Origin of the sequence: Curtobacterium sp. VKM Ac-2887 (assembly GCF_015350935.1) — a bacterium.
Lineage (GTDB): Bacteria > Actinomycetota > Actinomycetes > Actinomycetales > Microbacteriaceae > Curtobacterium.
Genome location: NZ_JADKSB010000014.1, coordinates 62,771 through 85,433, shown reverse-complemented (window position 1 = coordinate 85,433; position 22,663 = coordinate 62,771). Strand labels below are relative to the sequence as shown.

The following is a 22,663-nucleotide window of genomic DNA, read 5'->3' as shown; positions in this document are numbered from 1 at the left end:
GTCCGTTCGCTGGTCACGTGGCGGACAGGACCTCGCGTTCCAGACGCTGGTAGCTGGTCTCCATGCCGTCGGTCATGCCGGTGGCCAGGATCATGTCGCGCTGCGTCTGGTCGGGGTAGGTGATGCGCAGCGTCAGCAGGGTGACGCCGTCGGCCTCGTCGAACTGCAGGTCGTTCGTGTTCGGCGGGAACGGCGCACCGGTCATCCTCTCGGTGGACACCATCCGCCGCTCCGGTTCCACGACGAGGTTCTCGCCCTCGAAGCCGAACGGCTCGCCCTCGGTGTCACCCGTCGGCGCCCACGCCTGCCGGAACGTGCCACCCGGCGTCAGGTCGTTCTCGTACACCGTCATCTCCCACCCGTCCGGTCCGAGCAACCACTGCCGGACGAGCTCGGGCTCGGTGTGCGCCCGCCACAGCAGGTGGCGTGGTGCTGCGAAGGCCCGCGTGATGCGGACGTGGGTGTCGTCGACGAGCTCGGTGACGGTGCCGTTGCCCAGGGCGTCCTCGCGCAGGTCGGCGAGGACGGCGTCGAGCTGTCCGAAGGCCTGCTCGTAGCCCTCGACCATGCCCATGTCCACCATGGTCTCGAGGTCGGCGGTGGACCCGAACGACGACCGGACGGTCACACGCGACCCGGTTCCGACGGTCTCGAACGACAAGACGGTCTCGCTGGTCGGCAACCCGTCGTCGACCTCGCCGTCGGCGTCGGTGAAGAGGTCGCGGAACACGATGCGGTGTGGCTCGTCGACCGCGGTGACCTGCCAGACCGCGTGGAACCGCTCGCCCTGTGGTGACGTCATCCGGTAGTCGGCGCGGCCGCCGGGCCGCAGGTCGAACGAGGTGAAGGTGGCGGGGAAGCCGGGTGGGCCCCAGAAGCGTTCGAGCTGACGGGGATCGGCGAAGGCGCCCCAGAGGCGCTCGACCGGGACGGGGAACTCGGCGACGAGCGTCAGCGCGAGGGCCTCGGGATCGGTGTGGACGGACGTGGTGGGCATCATTGCTCCTTGTCGGTGTCGAGCAGGGTGTCGAGGCGGTCGAGCCGGCCCCGCCAGAGGTCGCCGTAGGCGTCGAGCAGGTCGCGCACCCGGGCGAGCTGCCCCGGTTCGGCGCGCACGATGCGGGTGCGGCCGCGTGCTTCCTTGCTCACGAGTCCGGCTCCTTCGAGGACGGCGACGTGCTTCTGGACGGCGGCGAACGACATCGAGTACGCGTCCGCGAGGTCACTGACGGACGAGGACCCGACGAGCGTGCGTCGGACGATGTCACGACGGGTCGCGTCAGCGAGTGCGTGGAACACCCGGTCGACCTCGGCGTCGGACAGTGCAATTCGTACAACCATTTGGTTGTACGTTACGACTGTCCACCCTCGTGCGCAAGGGGGACGTGCAGGTAGTCTGTCCGCGGAGATCGAAAGGGGCGATGCCAGTGGGCTCGAGCGCGTCGGACACCGTCAGTGCCCTCGTCGCGACCCTTCCTCCGTCGCCGAGGCTCCCCGACGTGGTCGCCGGGGTTGGGCGGTTCGTCGGCAAGCCGACCCGCGTGGTCGACGTCGACGGTCCGAGCTGGGGGCCGCTCACCGCGCTGGTGTCGCAGTTCGAGCACGAGAACCTCGTCCTGGTGCCGGCCGGCGCCCCCAAGCTGTACCGGATGCACTGCGTCCTGCACGAGCTCGGACACCTCGTGCACGGCGACGCCGGAGCCCCGACCACCACCTCGATCGCCGAGTTCGCCTCGGGTGGGCACGTGTGCCGCCGCGCCCTCGACGGCGACACCGGACTGGTGAGCATCTCGGACGACGACGAGCACTTCGCCGAGCGGTTCGCGTACGAGCTGGCGACCGTGCTGCTCGCCGGCAGCGCGAGCGCGGACGAGCGGGCCTACGGCTGATGGCCGTCCTGCACGCCGCCGCCTTCTGGTGCGCGGCGCTGATCTTCCTCGCCCGCACGCCCTACGTGCTGCGGAACCCGCGTGGCCGCGCCGCCTGGGGTGCGACCGGCGTCGGTGCGCTCGGGCTGCTGACCCTCGGCAGCGTCGTGCCGCAGACCGTGCTCGACGGCGCCCTCGGGGGCACGAACCTCATCAACCTGGTGCAGAACGTGTGCGCCACGGCGGCCTTCTGGCTGATGCTCCGGGCGAGCACGTCCGACCTGCCGAAGCGGCCGGGGCTGGCGAGCCCGCTCGCGCTCCTCGTGGTGGTGGTGGCCTTCGCCGTCCCGTTCTTCGCCGTGCGCGACCGGGGCGGCACCGACTTCCACTTCATCGTGCGGGAGATCCACCAGCCGGCGATGTGGCTCTACGGGTCGGTCTACATGGTCGGTGTCGGCGTGATCGCCGCCGCGACGCTCCGGTACGGCGTGCTGCAGAACCCGGTCGCGCTCGTGGTCTTCCGGGTGGGCCTGTCGCTCGTGGTCATCGCGAGTATCGACGAGCTCCTCTCCCTCACCGCCGACCACTTCGGGTGGTTCCCCGCTCCGCTGCGCGACGGACTCCGTCTGGGCTTCGACCCGCCGTTCTACCTGGGCATCGTCCTCATCGTCGTCGCGATGGCGTCCCTGACGTTCCGCCGGTGGTGGCGGGACGTGACGTGTCGTCGGCACCACCGACGGCTCCGTCGCATCGCGCGGCGCCACGAACTGCGCGCCGTCGAACGGGACGGCGACGTGCAGGCACGGACCTACGACCTCGTCATCGCGATCCGCGACGCCGAGGTGCAGGGCCGCACCCTCGACGACGCCGAACTCGCCCAGGTGCGCTCGGCGGAACTGACCTTGACCCGCAGTCTCGGAGGCTGATGCGATGACGATCGTCTGGTGGGTGCTCGGCGTGCTCGTCGTGCTGGCGGCGGCGTTCCTGCTCGTGGTGCGGAAGGTCGTCGGCAAGATCGTGCTGCCCGGCGGCGACCGCTGGACCCCGGTGCTCGAGACGACCGACGACTCGATCCGGCTCCCGATCACCGACGACACCGTGCGCCCGGGGGAGTACGGCCTGTGGCACGACGGCACCGGGCACACCACGGTCGGACCGGTGCTCGACGTCGACGAGGCCGCCGGCACCGTGCGGCGTGCGGTGGTCCGGACGACGGGTGACGTGTCGACACGGGTGCGGTGGAGCGGGCACGTGCACCCGGACCCCGCCGCGATGGACGTCGACTGGGCGGAGGTCGACCTGGCGACGCCCGTGGGACCCGCGCCGGCCTGGGTCATCCGGCCCGGCGGCCCCGAGGCCGAGCTCGCGCAGGCCAACGCAGACGCGCCTGGCGCCGACGCGCCCGCCACCGACGCGCCCGCCGCGACCTGGGCCGTCCACGTGCACGGCATCCGCACCACCCGCGTGACGGCGCTCCGGACCGTGCCGGCGGCACTCGAGGCCGGCTGGACCTCGATCGTCCCGTCGTTCCGCGGCGACGGCGAAGCGCCCTGGCAGGGCCGTGCCTCGCACCTCGGCGCCCGCGAGTGGCCCGACGTCGAGGCCGCACTCGACCACGCCGTCGCGAACGGGGCCGAACGGCTCGTCATCGTGGGGTGGTCGATGGGCGCGACGATCACCCACGAACTGCTCGCCCGGTCGGCGCACCGCGACCGGTTCGTCGGACTGGTCCTCGTGTCACCGGCGCTCGACTGGGCGACCACGGTGCGCTCCCAGGCCGGTCGTGCCGGGCTCCCCGGGTTCGTCGTCGGTGCCGCGCTCCGGGCGATGGCACTGCCGCTCGTGTGCCGACTCGTCGGTCTCCGTTCACCCGTGGACGTCCGCGCGCTCTCCTGGTTGCACGCGCCGCGGAGCCTGCCGCCGACCCTGCTCATCCACTCGTCGGGGGACACCACCGTGCCCTTCGCCGTCAGTCGGGAGTTCGCCGACGCGCACCCCGACACCGTGACGTTGGCGGTGAGTGAGCCCGCCGAGCACGCCTGGGAGCGGAACGTCGACGCCGTCTGGTTCGACACCACCATCACGAACTGGGCGAGATCGCTCGACCACACCGGAACCATGGAGTAGAAGGGGCCATGGGTCAGCTCATCTACGACGGCCAGCCGCTCGACCTCCGCATCGACGACCGTGCCATGACACACCTGCAGATCGTGATCGTGAACATGCTCCGGCGTGATCACCGGTTCGCGTTCTCGTGGAAGGACGACGTCGTCCACGGCAACGGCCGCAGCACGATCTGGCTGAACCCGAACGTCGGCCTGCACTTCAAGTTCTCCGGCAGCCGGGTGCCGTCGATCAACCGCAGTTGGCTCGAGGACCTCTACGCCTCAGCCACGTCCGGGTCGGGGCTCGTCCTGACGCCGGAACCGCCGGACACGAGCACGGCGGCCGACTCGGCGTGGTCGCGAGCGGTCGCACCGGGGGACGCCGACGACGCTTCGGGGACACCGAGCGGTAGCACGGCTGAGTGATTCCCGTCAACGGGTTCCGAAGATCCGCCGATCGTCGTAGCGTTTCTGTACCGCGGATCAGAGTCGTCCCTTCGGGCCGGCATCCAGGGAGCCGGTGACGGCAACGAACCGCGGCAGGAGGGGGACCCGAATGACCGTGACGCAGTGCGCGCCCGGCGCCGACCAACCATCGGCGATCGAGTGGCGAGCACGACGGGAGTCCCGGATCAGGAGACTCGTCGTCCAGGAAGCCGGGTCATCGCACCCGGGTCCTTGCGTCACGCCACTGGGCTCGTCGGTCAGGCCTCACTGACCGGCACCCTTCCACAGGACGCCCCGGCAGTCGGATTCGGGTTCCGCTACCGGGGCGTTCTGCTGCCCGGGCGTTCTGCTGCCCGGATCGGGCGGGGGCTGCTGGCTCAGTAGACGTCGCGGACGTACCGCTTCGTGCGGCGCAGGTCGGCCAGGTACGACAGCGCGTCGTCCTCGTCGCGGCCGCGGCCGGTGCGGATGACGTCGAGCAGCGCGGCCTCGACGTCCTTCGCCATGCGCGAGGCGTCGCCGCACACGTACACGTGGCCGCCGTCCTCGAGCCAGGCGAACAGCTCGGCGGACTGCTCGCGCATCCGGGTCTGCACGTAGACCTTCTCGGCCTGGTCGCGTGAGAACGCCAGGTCGAGGCGGTTCAGCACGCCCTGCTCCTGCAGCTCGGTGAGCTCGTCCTGGTAGACGAAGTCGGTGTCGCGGTGCTGGTCGCCGAAGAACAGCCAGTTGCGCCCCGTCGCACCCGCCGCGGCCCGCTCGTGCAGGAACCCGCGGAACGGGGCGATGCCGGTGCCCGGACCGATCATGATCATCGGTGCGGACGCGTCGGCCGGCACGCCGAACGACGCGTTCGGCTGCAGGTAGACGTCGACCGTACCGTCGGGGTCGACCCGGTCCGCCAGGAACGTCGACGCGACGCCGGCGTACATCCGGTGCGGGTCGCCGTACCGGACGGACGCGATGGTCAGGTGGATGCGGTCCGGGTGCGCCAGCGGGCTCGACGAGATCGAGTACTGGCGTGCCTGCAGCGGGCGCAGGTTCGGCAGCAGCTCGTCGAGTCCGGGAGCGGCCGGCCCGGCGTCACGCAGCAGGTCGAGGACGTCACGGCCCCACAGCCAGCGGTCCAGCTCGTGCTTGTCGCCGTGCGAGACGACCGCGGCGAGTTCGCTCGCCGGGGCACGCTGCACGAGGTCCGCGATGAGGTCCTTCGACGGCGTCCGGACCTCGCGGTCGCTCCGCAGGACCTCGGTGATCGGTCGGCCGTCGAACGACTCGCCGCCGTTCGCGCCGACCTGCTCGAGCAGCTCCGCGACGAAGACCTCGTCGTTGACCGGCACGACCGCCAGGGCGTCGCCGGCGGCGTACTCGATGCCGGAGTCGCCGAGGTCGAACTCGTAGTGCCGGATCTCCTTTGCGCTGCGCGGCGAGGAGAGCAGCCGGTTCTCGGCCAGCCGCGACGGGTAGGGGTTGCGCTTGTTCCACTGCGACCCCGGCCGGGAGGCACGACCCGCGCCCGCCCCGCCGGTCGCGGTGGCACCGCCGTCGGCACCACTGCCCGTGGTCGCGCCGGGTGCGCCCGTCGCGCCGGCCTCGGCAGCGAGCCGGTCGAGCACGGCGGCGCTCCAGAGTGCGGCGGCGTCCTCGAAGTCGACGTCGCAGTCCACGCGGTCGTGCACCCGGGTCGCGCCGAGCTGCTCGAAGCGGGTGTCGAGGAGCTTGCCGGCCTGGCAGAACTCGTCGTAGCTGGTGTCCCCGAGGCCGAGGACGGCGTACTGCAGCCCCTCGAGCCGCGGCACGGTGGACGCCTGGACCGCGTCCCAGAACAGGCCGGCGTTGTCGGGCATCTCGCCCTCGCCGTACGTCGAGGTGACGACGAGCACGTGGGTCATCTCGGCGAGCTGCTCCGGGGTGACGGCGTCGAGTGCAGCGGCACGGCCACCGAGCCCGCGGGCCTTCGCCCCGGCGACGAGCTCGTCGGCCAGGAACTCCGCGTTGCCGGTCTGCGTGCCGAACAGCACGTCGATCGTCGTCGTGGGGGCGGCGCCGGACGCCTTCTTGCCGGCGGCGGCGATGCCCGCGATGAACCCGGCCAGCCAGGACTCCTGGGCAGCCGAGAACGGTGCGTCGACGGGGATCAGCGATCCGGTCGGGGGGAGCAGGCTCACGCGGACACCGCCTCGGTCGGCGCCTGGGGTGCACGGCGGGCGATGTCCTCGAGCGCCGCGGTGGCGAGCAGCTCGTCGAAGCGGGCCTCGCGGACGCGGCCGTCGTTCTTGGCGTTCTGGTGCATGATCCACCCCGTGGTGCCCGGTGCGTCCATGCTGCGGTTGTTCCGCTGCGTGAGCGCACGCTTGTAGTCGTCGAGCCGCTTGATCGCGATGAGCGTCGCGAGCTGGTCGTCCGCGAACCGGTCGAGCGTGCCGCGCAGGTACTTCACGACGCGCTGCTTCACCGAGAAGTCCTCGGTCAGGACGAGGTTCTTCACCGCTTCGGTGACGCGGGGGTCGTTGGGACCCGCACCGGGGACGCGCTCGAGGGCGACGTCCTGGGCGACACCGAGCACCGTGTACGACGACAGCAGCGAGAACATGTCGTCGCCCTGGTCGCCGAGGGCCGGGGCACGGCCGTCGAGGACGGTGCGCTGGTCGCGGTAGTCGACCTTGAACGCACGGAGCTTGTCCGTGGCGATCGAGGACGCGAGCTCGTCGAGCAGCTCGGGGCGGGTGGCCGCCGCGAGGATCTCGCCGGCGTCCTGCGAGAGCAGGAGCGCGCGCGGCATGCCGACGAAGACGTGCTGCTGGGTGGTCTCCCAGTCGGCGAGCAGCCGCTCGGCCAGCGCCGACCCGGTCGCCTCGAGGTGCCACTCGAGCAGCAGTCGCGCGCCGGCCTCGTGGAACGCCCCGCGCTCGGTGTCGGTGACCGGGAACACGAGGAGCGAGTCGGTGCTGGCCCGCTGGGCGACCTGACCGGACGGGTCGTACTGGTACAGGAACCCGCCGGACATGCCGTTGCCGAGCCCCTTGCCGAACGCGCCGAGGTTGAACACGGCACCGCCCGTCATGTACTCGCACCCGAAGTCGCCGACGCCCTCGACCACGGCCGTGGCGCCGGAGTTGCGCACGGCGAAGCGGTCTCCGGCCTCGCCCTCGACGAACGTGCGGCCGCCGGTGGCCCCGAAGAGCGCGAAGTTGCCGATCAGCACGTTCCCGCCCTGGTCGGCACTGCCGCCGCCGGGAGCGCGGACGATGATCCGACCGCCGCTCTGGCTCTTGCCGACGCCGTCGTTCGCGGTGCCGGTGTGCTCGAGCACGATGCCGTCGTTGTTGAACACGCCGTACGACTGCCCGGCCGAGCCCTGGGTGCGGATCGTGACCGCACCGTCGACCAGCCGGCGGCGCCCGCGGTCGTCGGTCGCCACGGCGGGCAGCCCCTGGACGTCCTCGGCGCGGAGCTCGTGGTTGAGCAGGCGCTCGACGTCGATGCCGAGCTGACCGCCGACGGACTTGTCGCTGTTGCCGAGCAGGACGCCGTGCACGAGCACGTGCTCCTGGGCGTGGTCGACCAGCGCCGTGCGGATGCGCTCGAGCAGCGCGTCGTCGGTGTGGAAGTCCTTCTCCAGGTACTCCGGGTCCGTCACGACCTTCTCCGGCACCTGCGCGAGCAGGGCGCGGGCGTCCAGACGCCCGACGCTCGCCGGGTGGTCGAGGAGCTGCAGCAGGTCGGTGCGACCCCGTGCCTCGCGCAGCGAGCGCAGACCGAGGCGGGCGAGGATCTGCCGCACGTCGTGGGCGATGTTGAGCAGGTACTGCGCGAGTGCACGCGGGTCGCCCTCGAACGCCTCGGCGTTCGTGGTGAGGCCGGCCGGGCACTTCACGTTGCAGTTCTTCGCCATGACGCAGCCGAGCATCATGAGCGCGGTCGTGCCGAACTCGAAGCTGTCGCCGCCGAGCAGGGCGCTCGTCACGACGTCGGACCCGGTCTGGTGCGCACCCGAGCACCGGAGCGTGACCTTGGAGCGCAGGCCGTTCGCGACGAGGGCCTGGTGGACCTCGGCGACGCCGATCTCCGCCGAACGTCCCGCGTACTTCAGGCTCGTGACGGCCGCGGCGCCGGTGCCACCGGTGTTGCCCGCGACGTTGATGACGTCCGCGCCGGCCTTGGCGACGCCGACCGCGATGGTGCCGATGCCCTCGGAGGACACGAGCTTCACGATCACCCGGACACGGGCGGCCTTGCAGTCGTGGATGAGCTGCGCCAGGTCCTCGATCGAGTACGTGTCGTGGTGCGGCGGCGGCGAGATGAGCTCGACGCCGGGGGTGCCACCACGGGCCGCGGCGATGTCCACCGTGACCTTCGGCGCGGGCAGCTGACCGCCCTCGCCGGGCTTCGCGCCCTGACCGATCTTGATCTCGAGTTCCTCGAGCATGGGGTCGGCGAGGTAGCCCGCCCAGATGCCGAAGCGACCCGAGGCGAACTGCTTGATCCGCGAGCCGCGGATGGTGCCGTAGCGGGAGTGGTGCTCGCCGCCCTCACCGCTGTTCGACATGCCGCCGACCATGTTCGTGCCGTGCGCCACCGCTTCGTGCGCGGTGGCGACGAGGGCGCCGTGGCTCATCGCGCCGGACGCCAGGGTCCGGGTGATCTCGTGCGCCGGCTGGACCTCGTCGAGCTCGACGCTGTCGGGCGCGCTCTCGAGCAGGGCGAGCAGCCCGACGGCCGCGCCGGTGGCGCGGAGCGTCACCTGGGTGGCGTCGACGGCGTCGACGTCGACCTGGCCCGGGTAGAGCAGCGCGAGGCCGTCTGCCAGGGCCTGGTGGCGCAGTGCACCCGTGGTCCCCGTGGACGCGAGGGCGAGGCGGAACCGCTCCGTGCCTCCCGGCAGGTCCTGGTCGTCCGTCGGACGCGAGCCGGACAGCCCGCGCACGGTGACGCTGGCGTTGCCGGTCGTCGAGAACCGGCCCAGCTCGCGGGCGAAGTCCTCGGCCGTGTCGATGCCGGTGACGTCCGCGGGCAGCGCGAGCACGTCGCGGAGCGCAGCGGGACGGCGCGACCGCTCGTCGTGCGTGGTCTGCAGGAACGTGACGTAGCCCGGCGTGATCCGGTGCTGGTCGATCTCGGTGTCACTGAGGCGGTCGTAGCCGGTGTTGCGGTACGCGGCGTCGGTGATGCCGAAGGAGTCGTCGAGCTGGCCGAGCGTCAGCAGGCGCAGGGCGTCCGAGTCGCCGGAGCGCTCGAAGGACGGACGCTCCTCGGTCATGCCGCCGAACCCGCGGACGCTCGCGACGCCGAACGAGTGGCCGGCACCGTCCGAGCGCTCCTTGAACAGGCCGAGCAGGGGGACCTGGCCCTCGGCCGCGACCGAGCGGGCACGCTCGTGCCAGTCGGTTGCCGCCTGGGCGATGCGGGCGAAGCCGACGCCGCCCACGGGGGCCTGCATGTGCGGGAACACCCGCGCCAGGACGTCGTCGCCGGTGTCCAGGTAGTTCGGCTCGAAGAACGCGCCACCGATGTAGCTCTCGGCGGTGCACAGGCCGACGCGACCCATGGTCTTCGCCAGCGCCTTCTCGGCGGCCTTGCGGAACTGCTTCAGCGCGAGGTCCGTCGCGGTGAGCTCACCGGCGGGGGCCGGCGCGGCGGGGTACTTCTCCTCGGCACGCAGGCGCGCGCTCAAGCTGTACACAGCCGAGGCGCCGAAGCCCAGCGCCGTCGCCACGTGGTGTGACGATGGCAGCTGACCGCTCTCGGCGACGACGGACACCCGCAGGCGCAGCCCGGTCTCGATGAGCCGCTGGTTCACGGCGGCCACGGCCAGGATCACGGGCAGGGGCGCACGGGTCGACGAGACCTCGCGGTCGGTCAGCACGGCGATGCCGCCGGACGTCCCCGCGAACTGCTCCACGGCGTCGCACAGGGCGTCCACGGCGTCGCGCACGGCGTCGGCGTTCGCCTGCTCGTCGCCGAGCACCGGCACGTAGAGCATGTCGAAGCGCTCGAGCGGCACGATGTCCTGGTCGCGCAGGCGCACCATGTCCAGGTGGCCGAGGATCGGCGACTGCACGACGAGCTGTCGGCTCGTCGAACCCGTGCCGTCCGGCTTCGCGCCGAGCGCCACGCGCATGCTCATGCCGTCGGCTTCACGGATCGAGTCGAGCGGCGGGTTGGTCACCTGGGCGAAGCGCTGCGAGAAGTACTTCGCCATGCCGCCCTCGGTGTCGCTCAGGGCGTTGATGGCGTTGCCGTAGCCCATCGCCGAGATCCGCTCCGAGCCGTTCTGCAGCATCGGGTCGAGCATGAACCGGAAGCTCTCCTGGTTCAGCGAGTACGCCACGTACCGGCCGGCGAGCGACAGGTCGCCCTCGTAGCCCAGGGTGGTCGTCGTGCGCTCGTAGTCCGGAGCGGGCAGGTCGTCGAGGTCCACACGGGCAGCGTCGAGCAGCGTGCCGTAGTCGCGGCGGGCCGCGAGCATGCGCAGCACCTCGTCCGTGCGCATCCGGGTGCCGGTGCGGTGGTCGACGACGAGCATGCCGCCGGCCTCGATGCGACCGCGGTGCACGACCTCGTCGGCGTCGAACGTGACCTGACCGGCCTCGGACGACACCATCAGGTACTCGGTGGTCTCGACGGTGCGCAGCGGACGCAGCCCCAGGCGGTCCAGGCGCGCGCCGACCACGTCGCCGTCGCTGAAGATCACGGCGGCCGGACCGTCGTTCTTCTCCTCGTACAGCGAGAAGTACTCGAGCATGTCCCGCACGTCGGCGGTCAGCGTGCGGTCGTTCTCCCACGCCGGCGGCATGAGCGAGACCACGGCCTCGACGATCTCGAGCCCGTCGTCGAACACGCGGCTCTGCAGCGTCTGGTCGAGGCGGCTCGAGTCCGACTGCCCGGGCGGGCGCACGATGCTGCGGGTGCGGGCACGCGCCAGAGCCTCGTCCGACAGCCGGTTCTTCCGGTCGGTGTTCAGCTCGCCGTTGTGCGCCATCAGCCGGAACGGCTGCGCCATCGTCGGGTGCGGCTCGGTGTTCGTCGAGAACCGGGTGTGGAAGTACAGCGTCCGCACCGAGTGACGCGGGTCACGCAGGTCCGTGAAGTACCCGATGACCTCACCCGAGTTCAGGCGGCCCTTCAGGATCTGGGTCCGGGCGCTGAGCGACAGCGGGTACAGGGCCGCGTGCTCGGCGCGCTGCTCGGCGGCCTCGCCGTAGGACACCGACTCGATCGCGAGCAGGGCACGGTTCGCCGCCGCGTCGACCTCGGTGCGGTCCCACTGCTCGGGCGCGCGGAAGACCCACTGCACGATCGGCAGCTGGTACTGCTCGGCCTCGGGCCGGGCGACGGAGTGGTCCACCGGGACGTCGCGGACGACGAGCAGCTCGAAGCCCTGCTGCTCGATGGCGTCCGTGACGGTCTGCCGCGCACGGGCGCGCTCGGCGTCCGCCGCCGCACCTGCGCCGCTCGGCACGAAGCAGTTCGCGACACCGAAGTGACCGGCACGGAGCTCCTGGCCGGTGATGGCGCTGAAGAACTCCACCGACAGGTCGATGCTCACACCGGCGCCGTCACCGACACCCTCGGCGGACTTGCCGCCGCGGTGGGGGATGGCGCAGAGCGCTTCGTCACCCTTGCGGATGACGTCGTGGTGGGGCGTGCCGTCGAGTCGGGTGATGAAACCGACGCCGCAGTCGCTCGATTCGCGGGCAGGGTCGTAGAGACCGAAAGATGTGGGGTTCACGTGTGCGGGTCCAGTGGGGCGTTGCCGGCAGCGGACGGCCAGGCTGCATCGATGGAGCGCTCGCCGCGGGCAGACCGGTGTTGGCAGTCGGGCCCTGTGGGGTTGTGGTGCGGTACGGCGATGCTACGGCGCGGTATACCGCCCACGCAACACCGCGCGTCCGGGCGTGTGATGGTGTCGCACCGTGCGCGCCTGTCCGGCTGGTGCGAGGTTGCCCGCTCGGTGCGCTGTTGTTGCGCTGCACGGAGCGTGCAACCTCGCACGGGATGGGCCACACCGCACGGTGCGACGGGCCGCGCGGGCCGAACGACCCCGCACCGAGTGGCCAGCCTCGCACGGTGTCAGGCCGCGCGCTCGCCGGTCCGTTCGTCGACGGTGATCGGCTCCGTCACCGCCGTGCTGGCGTCGGCGGCGGGGGTCGTGCCGGGGCGGATGAGCTCCGGGCGACGGCGGCCGCTGCGGAACACCCACGCCTTGAACAGCACGAACCGAACGCAGGTCGCGACCAGGTTGGCGGCCGTCAGCACCAGGATCTCGGCACCGTGCGATGCTCCCGGCACGCTGCTGTGGAGCACGACCAGCGACCCCGAGGTGATCGCCCACGCGATGCCGAACACCACCAGTCCCTGCACGTGATGTCGCCCGGCTCCGGCACGCCCCCGCACACCGAACGTGAACCGCCGGTTGAGCGCGGTGTTGCCGATCGCCGTCAGCAGCAGGGCCAGGAAGTCCGCGGTCTGCGCCCCGATCGCCGGACGGAACAGCGCGTACAGCACCGCGAACGCGACGGTCGACAGCACCCCGATGGCGCCGAAGCGCAGCACCTGCCCGAGGAACCCGACGTGCGGTGGCGTGAACGGACGGCGGCCGATGGTCTCGTACACAGCACCCACCGGTACCCGCCCGCTGGCGATGCCCCGCGAGACGCGCCACATGCCCTTGAGGTCCTCGGTGGCCGTCGAGGCGATCTGCACGGACGAGTTCACGTCGTCGACCCAGTCCACCGGGACCTCGTGGATGCGCAGTCCCGCGTGCTCGGCGAGGACGAGCATCTCGGTGTCGAAGAACCACGCGTCGTCCTCGCACAGCGGCAGCAGCTGGTCGGCCGCTCGTTTCGTGACCGCCTTGAACCCGCACTGCGCGTCCGAGAACGACACCCCCATCGTCGTGCGGAGCAGCAGGTTGTACGAGCGGGAGATGAACTCGCGCTTGCTGCCCCGAACCACCCGCGACGAGTCCGCCAACCGCGTGCCGATCGCCAGGTCGGAGTGCCCGGAGAGCAGCGGCGCCACGAGCGGCTCGAGTGCCGCGAGATCCGTCGACAGGTCCTCGTCGACGTACACGAGCACCGTCGCCGGAGATGCACCCCACACGGCCTTGAGCGCCCGTCCACGACCCTTCTCGGGCAGGTGGACCGCGTGCACGCCGGGCAGCATGGCGGCCAGGTCGTCGGCAATCCGCGCGGTGTCGTCGGTCGAGGCGTTGTCCGCGATCGTGATCCGCCAAGAGTGGTGCAACGACGTCCGGCAGAACGTGTGCAGGCGTCGCACGTGGGCCGCGAGCGTGTCCTGCTCGTTGTAGCAGGGGACGACGATGTCGATGTCGAGGGTCTGGTTCGTCTCCGTCATGCCGCTCATGCTCGGCAGCGGGCACATGCGGACCGAGGCAGTGCGCTGTGCTCCCGGTAAGAACGGCGTTCGGCGACCGTTCACGTCACGGCCGAACACGACAGGTGTCGCGCGGATACGGTCGACGGACGATGACGACCGAGCGCGACGACGCACACCGATCGGCGGTGCTGCTCCCGGGGGAGCGGCTCGGCCTGGCGCTCGACGAGCGGTGTCCGGAGTTCGAGGAGCTCCTGCTCACGCCTCCGCTGCACGGCATCCGACCGGACGGCCACGACTGGCTGCGACGCCGGTACGCCGAGATCGTCCCGCTCGTGCTCCCCGCCGCGCTGCGTGCCGTCGAGCGCGGTGAACCCGTCGACCGCGAGTGCCTCGACCAGCTGCGCGCGGTGGCGGCCGCGAGCGCGGAGGACCCCCGCGTCGACGTGTCGGTCGTGCTCCGCGGGGCCCTGCCGGCGATCCGGGTCTTCGCCCTCGTCATGCACACGGCCACCCGCGACCACGCCGTCACGCTCGACCACGCCGGCCGGACGATGCTCGCGATGAGCCGCGCCTCGCTCGTCGCCCATGAACTCGGCTCGTGCTGGGCCGAGGCCTGGGCCGAGCAGCGACGGCGATCGGCGGGCGAGTCCGCGGCGGCGGTCACCACCGGGGAGATCGACCTCGTCGCCCGTGCGCCCGGCCTCGACGAGACCGAGGAGCAGATGCTCGCGCTCGCCGCGCAGGGGCTCTCCAACGACGAGATCGCGAAGGAGACGGCCTACAGCCGCCAGGCCGTCGCGTGGCACCTCGGACGGCTGATGAAGTCGTGGAAGGCGCCGAACCGGACGGCGCTGGTGTCGGTCGCCTTCGTGAAGGGGTGGATCCGTGCACGGCGCGAGGTCCGCGGTGCAGCACGGACCTGGCCCCCGGCGATCGAGCCCGCCGCCGAGCGTCCCGCCACACACGACGACGCCCCCTGAGACCGTGGTCCCCGGGGGCGTCGGTGCGGCGCCGACGGATCGGTGCCGGCGGATCAGCCGCCGTTCACGTGGATGACGTTGTCGATGCGTTCGATGTTGCCGAACGCACCCCAGTTCAGCCAGCCGCCGTCACCGTTGTTCGTGATCGAGCCGGGGCCCTTGAACCAGTAGATGACGTAGTTGCCGCCCTTGATGTCGATCGACTGCGCGTCCGCGACGTCGCCGGACACCGTGATGTCCTGGTTCTTGTTGACCACCGCGACGGTGAGGCGGTCGGGGTTGCCCGCGTTCCAGTAGCCGACGTCGAGCGCGGCCTGCACGGCGCCGCCGCGGTCGCTCTGGTCGTTCACGGCGTCCTTGATCGCGTTGACGATCGCGACCGGGTCGAGGTTCACGTTGACGTTGCCGCCGACGGAGGCCGAGGTGCTCGGTGCGGGCTCGGCGGCCTGTGCCGGTGCCGCGACGAACGCCCCGGCGATGACGGCGCCACCGAGTGCGGTGCCGGCGAGGAGCTTGACGGACTTGCGCTTGAACGAGTTCATGATCGTGTTCCCATCTCTGCGGTGGTGACCCGTGTGGGTCGTCCAGCTCGGACAGGACCCAGCCTGCGTCGCCGGGTGCCGGGTTGCACGCGTTCGGCCCGGACGTTGGACGATCGTCTGACGATCCGTCCAGCGCCGCGAAGGTGTGCCACCCTCCGGGGCCCGGCCCGCCGGTGGCGTGCTTCGAGAAGTGGACCCGAGACCCATTCGGACGGTTGGGCGCTCGGGTCTTGCGCTTTCCCGGCGAGTTCTGCGGATCAGACGTCGACGTCCGTGACGACTGACCCGCAACGAGCACGCGGGTACCGTCAGGGTTGCAGCAGGATCTGCAGGATCTGCACGATCGCGATGACCGCGAGGACCGCGATCGGCACGCCCGCGATCCACATCCCTGCACGGACCTGGGTCCGGCGGATCGTCGGCGGCGCGTGGGAACTCCGGGCGAACTCGGTCGCTGCGACGAGCTCCGGTGCCGCCGCCGGCGGTGCAGGTTCGGGCTGCGGACAGTCGTCTTCGAACGCGGGCACTTCGACCACGAGTTCCGACGGGTCCGGGCGACCCGGCAGCTCGCCGTACTCCTTCGTCATGCGACCAGTATGCGTCGCCGTCGGGGCCGGCGTCCTTCGTGAGCAGGAATGGTCGAGTCGCGCCAGAGGACTCGACCTTTTCTGCTCACGAAGCGGGCGAGGCGGACGTCACGAAGCGGGCACAGGCACCACGTCCGGCAGGTCCACCGTGAACGCCGTCCGACCGGGGCCGGAGGCCACCCGCACGCTCCCGCCGTGCGCCGACACCACGGCCTGCACGATCGCCAGCCCGAGGCCGCTCGTCCCCTGTCCCTGCGCACGGGTCCGCGAGGCCTCACCCCGGGTGAACCGGTCGAACAGGGTCGGCAGTGCGTCCGCCGGGATCGGCGGCCCGTCGTTGGCCACGACGAGGCGAGCGGCCGCACCAGCACCGGACGGCCCCATCCGCTGCAACGACACCACCACCGCGGTCCCGGTCGGGGTGTGCGTCCGGGCGTTCGCGAGCAGGTTCGTCACGACGCGGCGCAGCTGCTCCGCGTCGCCCGTCACGGTCAGCGGGTGGTCGTCGACGATCTGCAGGGTCCACCGGTGCCCGGGCGCGGTGGCCCGGGCGTCCATCGTCGCCTCGACCACGATCGAGGTCAGGTCGACGGGTTCGCGCACGATCGGGGACACCGGAGCCCCGGACGCCAGGGCCGTCGCGTCGAGCCGTGCGAGCAGCAGGAGTTCCTCGACGAGGTCGCCCATCCGCACGGCCTCCCGGCCGATCCGGTCGACGTTCCGGTGGATCGCGTCGAGGTCCGACGAGCGCGCGGTCAGCTCGGCGTAGGCCCGGACGGTCGCGATCGGCGTCCGCAGCTCGTGCGAGGCGTCGGCGACGAAGGTCCGCATGCCGGCCTCGGCGTCGCGGCGCACCGTCAGGGCTCGGGCGACGTGCCCGAGCAGCCGGTTCAGTGCGGTACCGACCTGCCCGACCTCGCGGTTCGCGGTGAGGTCGGCGTCGGCGACCCGCACCGGGATGTCGGTGTCGCCGCGTTCGAGGTCGAGGTCGGTCACCCCGGAGGCGACCGCGGCGACGCGTTCGAGCGGTCGGAGGGACCGCCGCACGAGCAGTGCGAGGGCCCATGCGGCGACGACGAGGCCCAGAACCGTGACGATCCCGATGACGAGCAACAGGCGGGCGATGGCGGCGTTCAGATCGCCGAGGGGGAGTGCGGTGACGAACACGTCGCCGTCGTCCCCGACCGCCTGCACCCGGTAGGTGCCGAGCGAGCCGAGGTCGATCGTCGCCGGGTCGGCGCCGCTGTCGACCGCGGTGAGCGTCCGCCGTTGCGCCGACGACAGCCCGTGCTGGTCGCCGTCGCTGTCGGTGTACCCGCCGAGCACCACGGTGCCGTCGCGGACGATCGCGACGACGGTGCCGGCGGACTGCCCCGGCGCCCCGATGAAGGCGTTGTCCGGATCCGGACGGTCCGACGACGATCCCGACGACGACCCGGGCGGCGGGCCGGTGGGTGCGTCCGCGCCGTTCCGGCCGCCGACGGTCCGGTTCGCCGCCGTCGACAGCTCCGCGTCGAGGCGCTCGACCAGGTACCCCCGGAACGCGACGACGGTCACCGCTCCGACGACGACGTTCGTCGCGACGAGCAGGAGCGCGACGGCAGCCACGACCCGCCACCGCAACGACGGCACCCGTCCGGCGCGGGTCGGACGGGCCCGGATCGCTTTCGTCGATCGGCTCACGTCGTCGGCCGGAGGACGTACCCTGCCCCGCGCACGGTCTGCAGCATCGGCTCGCGTCCGGCGTCGAGCTTCTTCCGCAGGTACGACACGTACATGTCGACCAGGTTCGACGACGACCCGAAGTCCATGCCCCAGACGCCCGCGAGCAGCTGTTCCCGCGAGAGCACCCGGTTGGCGTTCCGCGCCAGGTGCCGCAGCAGCTCGTACTCGGTCGGTGTGAGCTCGATCGGTTCGCCGGCACGGCTGACGGCGCGGGCGTCCTCGTCGAGGCGGAGGTCACCGACCACCACCTCGGCGCTCCCGCCCACCGCTGCGACCCGAGCGGAGGTCCGTGCGAGGATCCGCGCCCGGACGAGCAGCTCGTCGATGCCGAAGGGCTTCGTCAGGTAGTCGTCCCCGCCGCCGGTGAGTCCGGCGAGCCGGTCCTCGGGGGCGTCGCGCGCGGTGAGGAAGAGCACACGGACGGCGTCGCGGGAGTCGCGGAGCCGCTCGAGCACCTCGAACCCGTCGATGTCCGGCAGCATCACGTCGAGGACGATGACGTCGGGTTGGAACTCCCGCGCGGCGAACAGGACGTCGCGTCCTCGGTGCACCGCCCGCACGGCCCAGCCGTCCCCCTCGAACGCGAGGGCGACGGCGTCGGCCAGGGCGTGCTCGTCGTCGACGACGAGGGCGCGGACGGGGGTGCCGTCGGTGCGCTGCAGCGGTTGGCCGGTCACGTCCGCGAGCCTATCCACCGCGCCCTCGTCGTCGATCACTTGGCGGTGCTCAGGTCGTAGACGGTCTGCCCACCGACCGTGGTCGACTCGTAGTTCGCCGCGACCCACTCCTGGATCGCCGAGGCGGTGGACGACCCGCCGCCCATCCCGCCGCCACCGGAGCCGGAGGAGACGTAGTACCCGATGTCCCCGTCGGCGACGTACGCCTTGAACTGGGCGAGCGTGGGTGCCGGGTCGCTCGACCAGCCACCGATCGCCATGACGGCGGTGTCGGTGTCGAGTTCGAGCTGCGCGGCCGACTGCGATCCGTTGACGGCGGCCGCCCACTTCGCGTCGGACGCCTCGAGCAGCTTCTGCAGTGCCGACGAGGTCGACGCACCTTCGCCACCGCCCCCGGTCTGGAGGCCCGTCCCCGACCCACCCTCGGAGGTCGCGTCGTCCGTGCCGTCCTGGCCACTGCCCGGTGCCGTGCCGGACGTGCCGTCCGGCATCTCCGGCGCCTCGCCGGACGCGCCCTCCGGCGGGGTCCCGCCGGGACCCTGCTGGGAGTCGGACGTGCTGTCGGAGCCGCCGTCGTCGGAGCCGGAGGTCGACCCACCCGGTCCGCCCGTGCCTCCCGGCATGCCACCCGTGCCGCCGCCGCCCATCCCACCGGAGCTGCTGCCCGCCGGACCGACGCTCGGGATCGAACCGGAGTGCGCGACGGTCGTCGTGGCGAGGGCGTAGGCGGTGGTGCCGGTGAGCCCGAACAGGGTGCCCGCGAGGACGCCGACCGTGACCAGCTTGCGGAGCGACGGGACACTGCCGATCACCACGAGCGCTGTGGACAGCAGCCCGCCGGCCAGCATCACCCAGCGGAGCCAGGGCAGCCACGTCGGGTTCTCGTTGAGGAGGCACCAGCCCCAGAAGGCGGTGATGCCGATCATCGCGGCCAGGCCGAGCCGGCCGACGAACCGCGCTCGTGCGTGCCAGAGCAGTGCGCCACCGGTGCCGACGAGCCCGGCGATCGCCGGTGCCAACGCGACCGTGTAGTACGGGTGGATCGTGCCGGACATGTACGAGAACACCAGGCCGGTGACCAGGAGCCAGCCGCCCCACAGGACGAGTCCGGCGCGGGCCGGGTCGGCCAGGTGACGGCGTCCGACGACGACCAGACCGACCACCAGTGCGATGAGCGCTGCGGGCAGGAGCCACGAGATCTCGAGCCCCATCTCGGACGAGAACAGCCGGTTCAGGCCCGTCGAGCCACCGAAGGAGCCACCCGCGGTGCCGCCGGTCATGCCGCCGCCTCCGCCGCCGTTGCCCGATCCGCCGAAGATCCGACCGAGGCCGTTGTAGCCGAACACCAGGTCGAGGACGGTGTTGTTCGTCGAACCGCCGATGTACGGGCGGGATTCGGCCGGCCACAGCCACACGGCGACGACCCACCAGCCGGCCGACACCACGAGGGACCCCGCGGCGATGAGCAGCCCGATGACGCGCTTGCCCCAGGTGGTGCGGGCGGCGAACAGGTAGACGAGGCCGAAGGCCGGCAGGACGAGCAGCCCCTGCAGCATCTTCGTCAGGAACGCGAAGCCGAGGGCGACCCCGGCCAGTGCGATCCACTTCCAGCTGCCTCGCGGCAGCGCCCGCACGGTGCAGTACACGCCGGCGGTCATCAGGAACACGAGCATCGCGTCCGGGTTGTCGAAGCGGAACATCAGGGCCGCCGCCGGCGTGGCCGCGACGACGAAGCCGGCGAGCAGCGCGCCCACGTTCGCGGTGGTGGTGCCGACGCGGGCGAGGGTGCGGCGAACCGTGCCCCACACCAGTGCGACCGAGCCCACGGCCATGAGCGCCTGCGGGAGCAGCAGGCTGAAGCTCGAGAAGCCGAACAGCCGCGCGGACAACACCATCACCCAGAGCGACGCCGGGGGTTTGTCGACCGTGATGAAGTTCGACGAGTCGAGGGAGCCGAAGAAGAACGCCTCCCACGACTTCGTGCCGGCCTGCACGGCGGCGGCGTAGAAGCTGTTGGCGTACCCCGAGACGCTCAGGTCCCAGAGGTACACCACGGCGGTCACGGCGAGGAGCGCCCAGAACGCCGGCCGGAGCCAGCGGGCGTCCTCGCGCTCGCCGAGGAACAGGCGGGCGAGCGGCTTGCGACGCCGATCCTGCGCGTCGGTCAGCGCGGGGCCCCTTCGATCGGTCACGGGTATCGGGTACGTGGTCATGTCGATGAGCATCGGGGGCGTTCCCCGAGCGCGGCACTGCGCCGGCTGTGCGCGGCCTAAGGATGCACGGTGCGAGGTTGGCTGACTCGGCGCCGGCCGGGCTGGCGGGGCTGGGGCGGCGCACGGTGCGCTGTCGTCCGGCCCGTGCGGGGTTGCCTGCTCGGTGCGCGGTTGTAGCGCTGCACGGAGCGGGCAATCTCGCACGGAGTGAGCGAGCCCGCACGGTGCGGCGCCGGTCCCCGGTCGGGCAACCTCGCACGGGCCGAGCGAGCCCGCGCCGTGCGCGGGTCAGGCGTACCGCTGCGCCGCGTGCAGCGCCGCCCCCGTGTACGACCCACCGAACAGGAACACGTGCAGCAGCAGCGGCGCGAGCTGGTGGAGCTCGACGCGCTCCTGCCAGCCGTCGGCGAGCCGCGACTCCCGGCCGTAGGCGGCGAGCACCGTCTCCAACCGAGGCAGCCCGAACAGTCCGAGCAGCGCCAGGTCGGTCTCGGCGTGCCCGCCGTGCGCGATCGGGTCGATGAGCACCGCGCCGGTCGGTTCGGACGCGTCCGTCGGCCAGAGCACGTTGCCGGCCCACAGGTCGCCGTGCAGCCGCGCGGGCCGGTCCCCGACGAGTGCGGGCTGCGGCGACCCGAGCGTGCCGTCCTGCACCCGGTCGGCGACCCGCTCGAACACGGCCGCCTGGGCGTGGTCGAACCCGCCGGCGTCGACGATTCGGCGGACGAAGTCGCGGATCCGGTACTCGGCGAAGAACGCGCCCCAGGTACTCGGTGCATGCGCAGCGTCGACGAACGGGGTGCGGGAGCGTCCCATCCGGAGCGCGGAACCCGTCGTCCAGCCGGCGGGCGGTGCGCCCCAGTGGTCGGCGCCGGCGGCGTGGGTGTGCGCGAGGGAGCGTCCGAAGCGCTCGGCCTGTGCGGCGGTGGGGGAGCCGTCAGTGATCAGCTCGAGGTCGAGCACGGTCGTGGCCGGCCGGTCCAGCACCCGCGCGATCCTGGTGCCGCCAGCGTCTTCGGCCTCGGCGAGCCAGCCGAGGCCGGCGGCTTCGGCTGCCGCTTCGTCCGGGGTGGTGAAGGTCTTCACGTGCGTCTCGGCCATCGGTCCATCCTGCCGAGGGGTCCCCGTCGTCCGTTCAGCGCACGGTCATCCGGCGAGGAACCGCAGATGTCGTTCCACCCGCCCGGCGAACGTCGGACAATCGGCGTCACGGAGCGCCCCGGGCAGGCTCTTCCGTGCGCCGCGGGGACGGCTGGACCAGTACCGCGCCTGCTCGCGCACGACGTCGCGCACGATCCACGGCGCCGAGTCGTCGACCAGGCTGAAGAACTCGTCACAGCGGTACACCTCGTACATCGCTGCATCCGTCGCGCGGAGGCCACGGTCCTGCGTGAGGAGGACGTGCGCCCCGCAGGCGATCGCGGCGGCGTGCACGTGCCGGTCGTCGGGATCGGTTCCGTGGTACTCGACCGTGGCGTCGAAGTCGTCGACGAGCTCGTCGATCGAGTCGAGGATCGCTGCTCGCAGCCGGGAGACGGCCGACCCGGGCCTGTCGGGGTGCAGTCGGCGGAGGGTGTGCGTGGTCTCGGCCAGTACGTCCTCGGTCGTGTGGAGCTGGAACATGCCGTCCGTGTGCAGTCGGAGCAGGCACGTCCAGTCTCGCAACGTCCGGCTGCAGAAGACGTTCGCATCGACGAAGACCCGCTGAAGCATCACATATCAAGCCTAGTGCGACCGGGTGTCAGTCGAAGGCCTCACCGGACTCGAGCAGTTCGCGAGCTGCCGCTGCGCGGGCGACCCGTCGTGCGTCTCGGGCTGCGAGGACGTCCGCGCGCCGGAGCCGGTGGTGGGTCCCGACGGTGTGTGCAGCGATCTCACCTCGGCCGATGGCCTTCATCAAGGTGGGCCGGGAGATCCCGATGACGTCGGCGGCGACGGTCGTCGTCATCTCGTCGGGGAGGATGCTCGTCGAGATGCCAGCCCCGTCGGCCATGCTGCGGACGAGGTTCGCGACGAAGCCTCCGAGTCGCTCCGGGAGCACGAGTTCCGTGCCGTCGTCGAGGTGGAGCTCGACGGTCGCGACCTGTCGATCGCCAGCGCGCTCGACGAGGTCGACGGCCTCGGCGCGAGCGACCTCGTCGACGCGGAGGGGCCGTGGCGTCGTGGTCTGGCGCATC

Annotated in this window: 18 protein-coding genes; 5 read left to right on the top strand and 13 right to left on the bottom strand. The window is 71.8% G+C overall.

The features are described 5' to 3' along the window. Positions 1–13: 13 nt before the first annotated feature. Positions 14–997, bottom strand: coding sequence for an SRPBCC family protein (locus tag ITJ69_RS15545; protein WP_194673246.1), 984 nt, complete (start codon positions 995–997; stop codon positions 14–16). Beyond that, on the bottom strand, positions 997–1,341 hold the full coding sequence (locus tag ITJ69_RS15540; RefSeq protein ID WP_123291783.1) for an ArsR/SmtB family transcription factor: 345 nt from the start codon (positions 1,339–1,341) through the stop codon (positions 997–999). Before ITJ69_RS15540 ends, ITJ69_RS15545 begins: the two co-directional genes overlap by 1 nt. 158 nt (positions 1,342–1,499) lie before the next feature. Between ITJ69_RS15540 and ITJ69_RS15535 the strand changes: the two genes are divergently transcribed. Genes ITJ69_RS15535 through ITJ69_RS15520 form a run of 4 tightly spaced genes read left to right on the top strand, consistent with a single transcriptional unit; the run spans position 1,500 to position 4,399 of the window. Beyond that, the gene (locus ITJ69_RS15535; RefSeq protein WP_194673245.1) at positions 1,500–1,889 is read left to right on the top strand and encodes a hypothetical protein; all 390 of its coding nucleotides are present in this window, start codon (positions 1,500–1,502) and stop codon (positions 1,887–1,889) included. Then, positions 1,889–2,794: a hypothetical protein gene (locus ITJ69_RS15530; RefSeq protein WP_194673244.1), complete on the top strand. Its 906-nt coding sequence runs from the start codon at positions 1,889–1,891 to the stop codon at positions 2,792–2,794. Before ITJ69_RS15535 ends, ITJ69_RS15530 begins: the two co-directional genes overlap by 1 nt. 4 nt (positions 2,795–2,798) lie before the next feature. After that, entirely contained in the window at positions 2,799–3,995 is a 1,197-nt protein-coding gene (locus ITJ69_RS15525) for an alpha/beta hydrolase family protein (RefSeq protein ID WP_194673243.1), read from the top strand. 8 nt (positions 3,996–4,003) lie between these two features. Further along, the gene (locus tag ITJ69_RS15520; RefSeq protein WP_123291787.1) at positions 4,004–4,399 is read left to right on the top strand and encodes an ATP-dependent DNA ligase; all 396 of its coding nucleotides are present in this window, start codon (positions 4,004–4,006) and stop codon (positions 4,397–4,399) included. Positions 4,400–4,797: 398 nt separating this feature from the next. Here ITJ69_RS15520 and ITJ69_RS15515 read toward each other — a convergent pair whose 3' ends face one another. The 3 genes from ITJ69_RS15515 to ITJ69_RS15505 all read right to left on the bottom strand — a co-directional run bounded on the left by ITJ69_RS15515 (position 4,798) and on the right by ITJ69_RS15505 (position 13,789). Beyond that, entirely contained in the window at positions 4,798–6,588 is a 1,791-nt protein-coding gene (locus tag ITJ69_RS15515) for a sulfite reductase subunit alpha (RefSeq protein WP_194673242.1), read from the bottom strand. After that, complete coding sequence (locus ITJ69_RS15510) at positions 6,585–12,152, bottom strand: glutamate synthase-related protein (protein WP_194673241.1); 5,568 nt, start codon at positions 12,150–12,152, stop codon at positions 6,585–6,587. The genes ITJ69_RS15515 and ITJ69_RS15510 overlap by 4 nt, the downstream gene beginning before the upstream one ends. A gap of 341 nt (positions 12,153–12,493) precedes the next feature. Then, on the bottom strand, positions 12,494–13,789 hold the full coding sequence (locus ITJ69_RS15505) for a bifunctional glycosyltransferase family 2/GtrA family protein (protein ID WP_133937693.1): 1,296 nt from the start codon (positions 13,787–13,789) through the stop codon (positions 12,494–12,496). A 122-nt stretch (positions 13,790–13,911) separates the two neighbouring features. Here ITJ69_RS15505 and ITJ69_RS15500 point away from each other — a divergent pair, with 122 nt between their 5' ends. Next, positions 13,912–14,742, top strand: coding sequence for a helix-turn-helix transcriptional regulator (locus ITJ69_RS15500; protein ID WP_133937691.1), 831 nt, complete (start codon positions 13,912–13,914; stop codon positions 14,740–14,742). 53 nt (positions 14,743–14,795) lie between these two features. Here the strand turns inward: ITJ69_RS15500 and ITJ69_RS15495 are convergent, their stop codons facing one another. From ITJ69_RS15495 to ITJ69_RS20545, 8 genes are all read right to left on the bottom strand, one after another. Beyond that, positions 14,796–15,284, bottom strand: a complete 489-nt coding sequence (locus ITJ69_RS15495; protein WP_111084734.1) for a hypothetical protein — start codon at positions 15,282–15,284, stop codon at positions 14,796–14,798. A 308-nt stretch (positions 15,285–15,592) separates the two neighbouring features. Continuing rightward, positions 15,593–15,871, bottom strand: coding sequence for a hypothetical protein (locus ITJ69_RS15490; RefSeq protein ID WP_194673240.1), 279 nt, complete (start codon positions 15,869–15,871; stop codon positions 15,593–15,595). Positions 15,872–15,979: 108 nt separating this feature from the next. Further along, on the bottom strand, positions 15,980–17,554 hold the full coding sequence (locus ITJ69_RS21015) for a sensor histidine kinase (RefSeq protein ID WP_194673239.1): 1,575 nt from the start codon (positions 17,552–17,554) through the stop codon (positions 15,980–15,982). Then, a complete protein-coding gene (locus tag ITJ69_RS15480) occupies positions 17,551–18,273 on the bottom strand; it encodes a response regulator transcription factor (protein WP_123339010.1) in 723 nt (240 codons plus the stop codon). The genes ITJ69_RS21015 and ITJ69_RS15480 overlap by 4 nt, the downstream gene beginning before the upstream one ends. Before the next feature lie 35 nt (positions 18,274–18,308). Then, a complete protein-coding gene (locus tag ITJ69_RS20770) occupies positions 18,309–20,465 on the bottom strand; it encodes an ArnT family glycosyltransferase (RefSeq protein ID WP_323743127.1) in 2,157 nt (718 codons plus the stop codon). A 309-nt stretch (positions 20,466–20,774) separates the two neighbouring features. Further along, positions 20,775–21,587 carry a fructosamine kinase family protein gene (locus ITJ69_RS15470; protein ID WP_194673237.1) on the bottom strand — a complete coding sequence of 271 codons (813 nt, stop codon included), beginning with the start codon at positions 21,585–21,587 and terminating at the stop codon, positions 20,775–20,777. A gap of 45 nt (positions 21,588–21,632) precedes the next feature. Next, positions 21,633–22,199: a PIN domain-containing protein gene (locus ITJ69_RS15465; protein ID WP_132099842.1), complete on the bottom strand. Its 567-nt coding sequence runs from the start codon at positions 22,197–22,199 to the stop codon at positions 21,633–21,635. Between the two features lie 28 nt (positions 22,200–22,227). Further along, positions 22,228–22,662: an excisionase family DNA-binding protein gene (locus ITJ69_RS20545; protein ID WP_228505849.1), complete on the bottom strand. Its 435-nt coding sequence runs from the start codon at positions 22,660–22,662 to the stop codon at positions 22,228–22,230. Position 22,663: the final 1 nt, after the last annotated feature.

Coding starts and splice junctions, on each gene's coding strand:
- ITJ69_RS15540 (WP_123291783.1), bottom strand. CDS start 1,341: ATGGTTGTACGAATTGCACTGTCCGACGCCGAGGTCGACCGGGTGTTC.
- ITJ69_RS15500 (WP_133937691.1), top strand. CDS start 13,912: ATGACGACCGAGCGCGACGACGCACACCGATCGGCGGTGCTGCTCCCG.
- ITJ69_RS15545 (WP_194673246.1), bottom strand. CDS start 997: ATGCCCACCACGTCCGTCCACACCGATCCCGAGGCCCTCGCGCTGACG.
- ITJ69_RS15470 (WP_194673237.1), bottom strand. CDS start 21,587: ATGGCCGAGACGCACGTGAAGACCTTCACCACCCCGGACGAAGCGGCA.
- ITJ69_RS15530 (WP_194673244.1), top strand. CDS start 1,889: ATGGCCGTCCTGCACGCCGCCGCCTTCTGGTGCGCGGCGCTGATCTTC.
- ITJ69_RS15490 (WP_194673240.1), bottom strand. CDS start 15,871: ATGACGAAGGAGTACGGCGAGCTGCCGGGTCGCCCGGACCCGTCGGAA.
- ITJ69_RS15495 (WP_111084734.1), bottom strand. CDS start 15,284: ATGAACTCGTTCAAGCGCAAGTCCGTCAAGCTCCTCGCCGGCACCGCA.
- ITJ69_RS20545 (WP_228505849.1), bottom strand. CDS start 22,662: ATGCGCCAGACCACGACGCCACGGCCCCTCCGCGTCGACGAGGTCGCT.
- ITJ69_RS15465 (WP_132099842.1), bottom strand. CDS start 22,199: ATGCTTCAGCGGGTCTTCGTCGATGCGAACGTCTTCTGCAGCCGGACG.
- ITJ69_RS15525 (WP_194673243.1), top strand. CDS start 2,799: ATGACGATCGTCTGGTGGGTGCTCGGCGTGCTCGTCGTGCTGGCGGCG.
- ITJ69_RS15520 (WP_123291787.1), top strand. CDS start 4,004: ATGGGTCAGCTCATCTACGACGGCCAGCCGCTCGACCTCCGCATCGAC.
- ITJ69_RS15505 (WP_133937693.1), bottom strand. CDS start 13,789: ATGAGCGGCATGACGGAGACGAACCAGACCCTCGACATCGACATCGTC.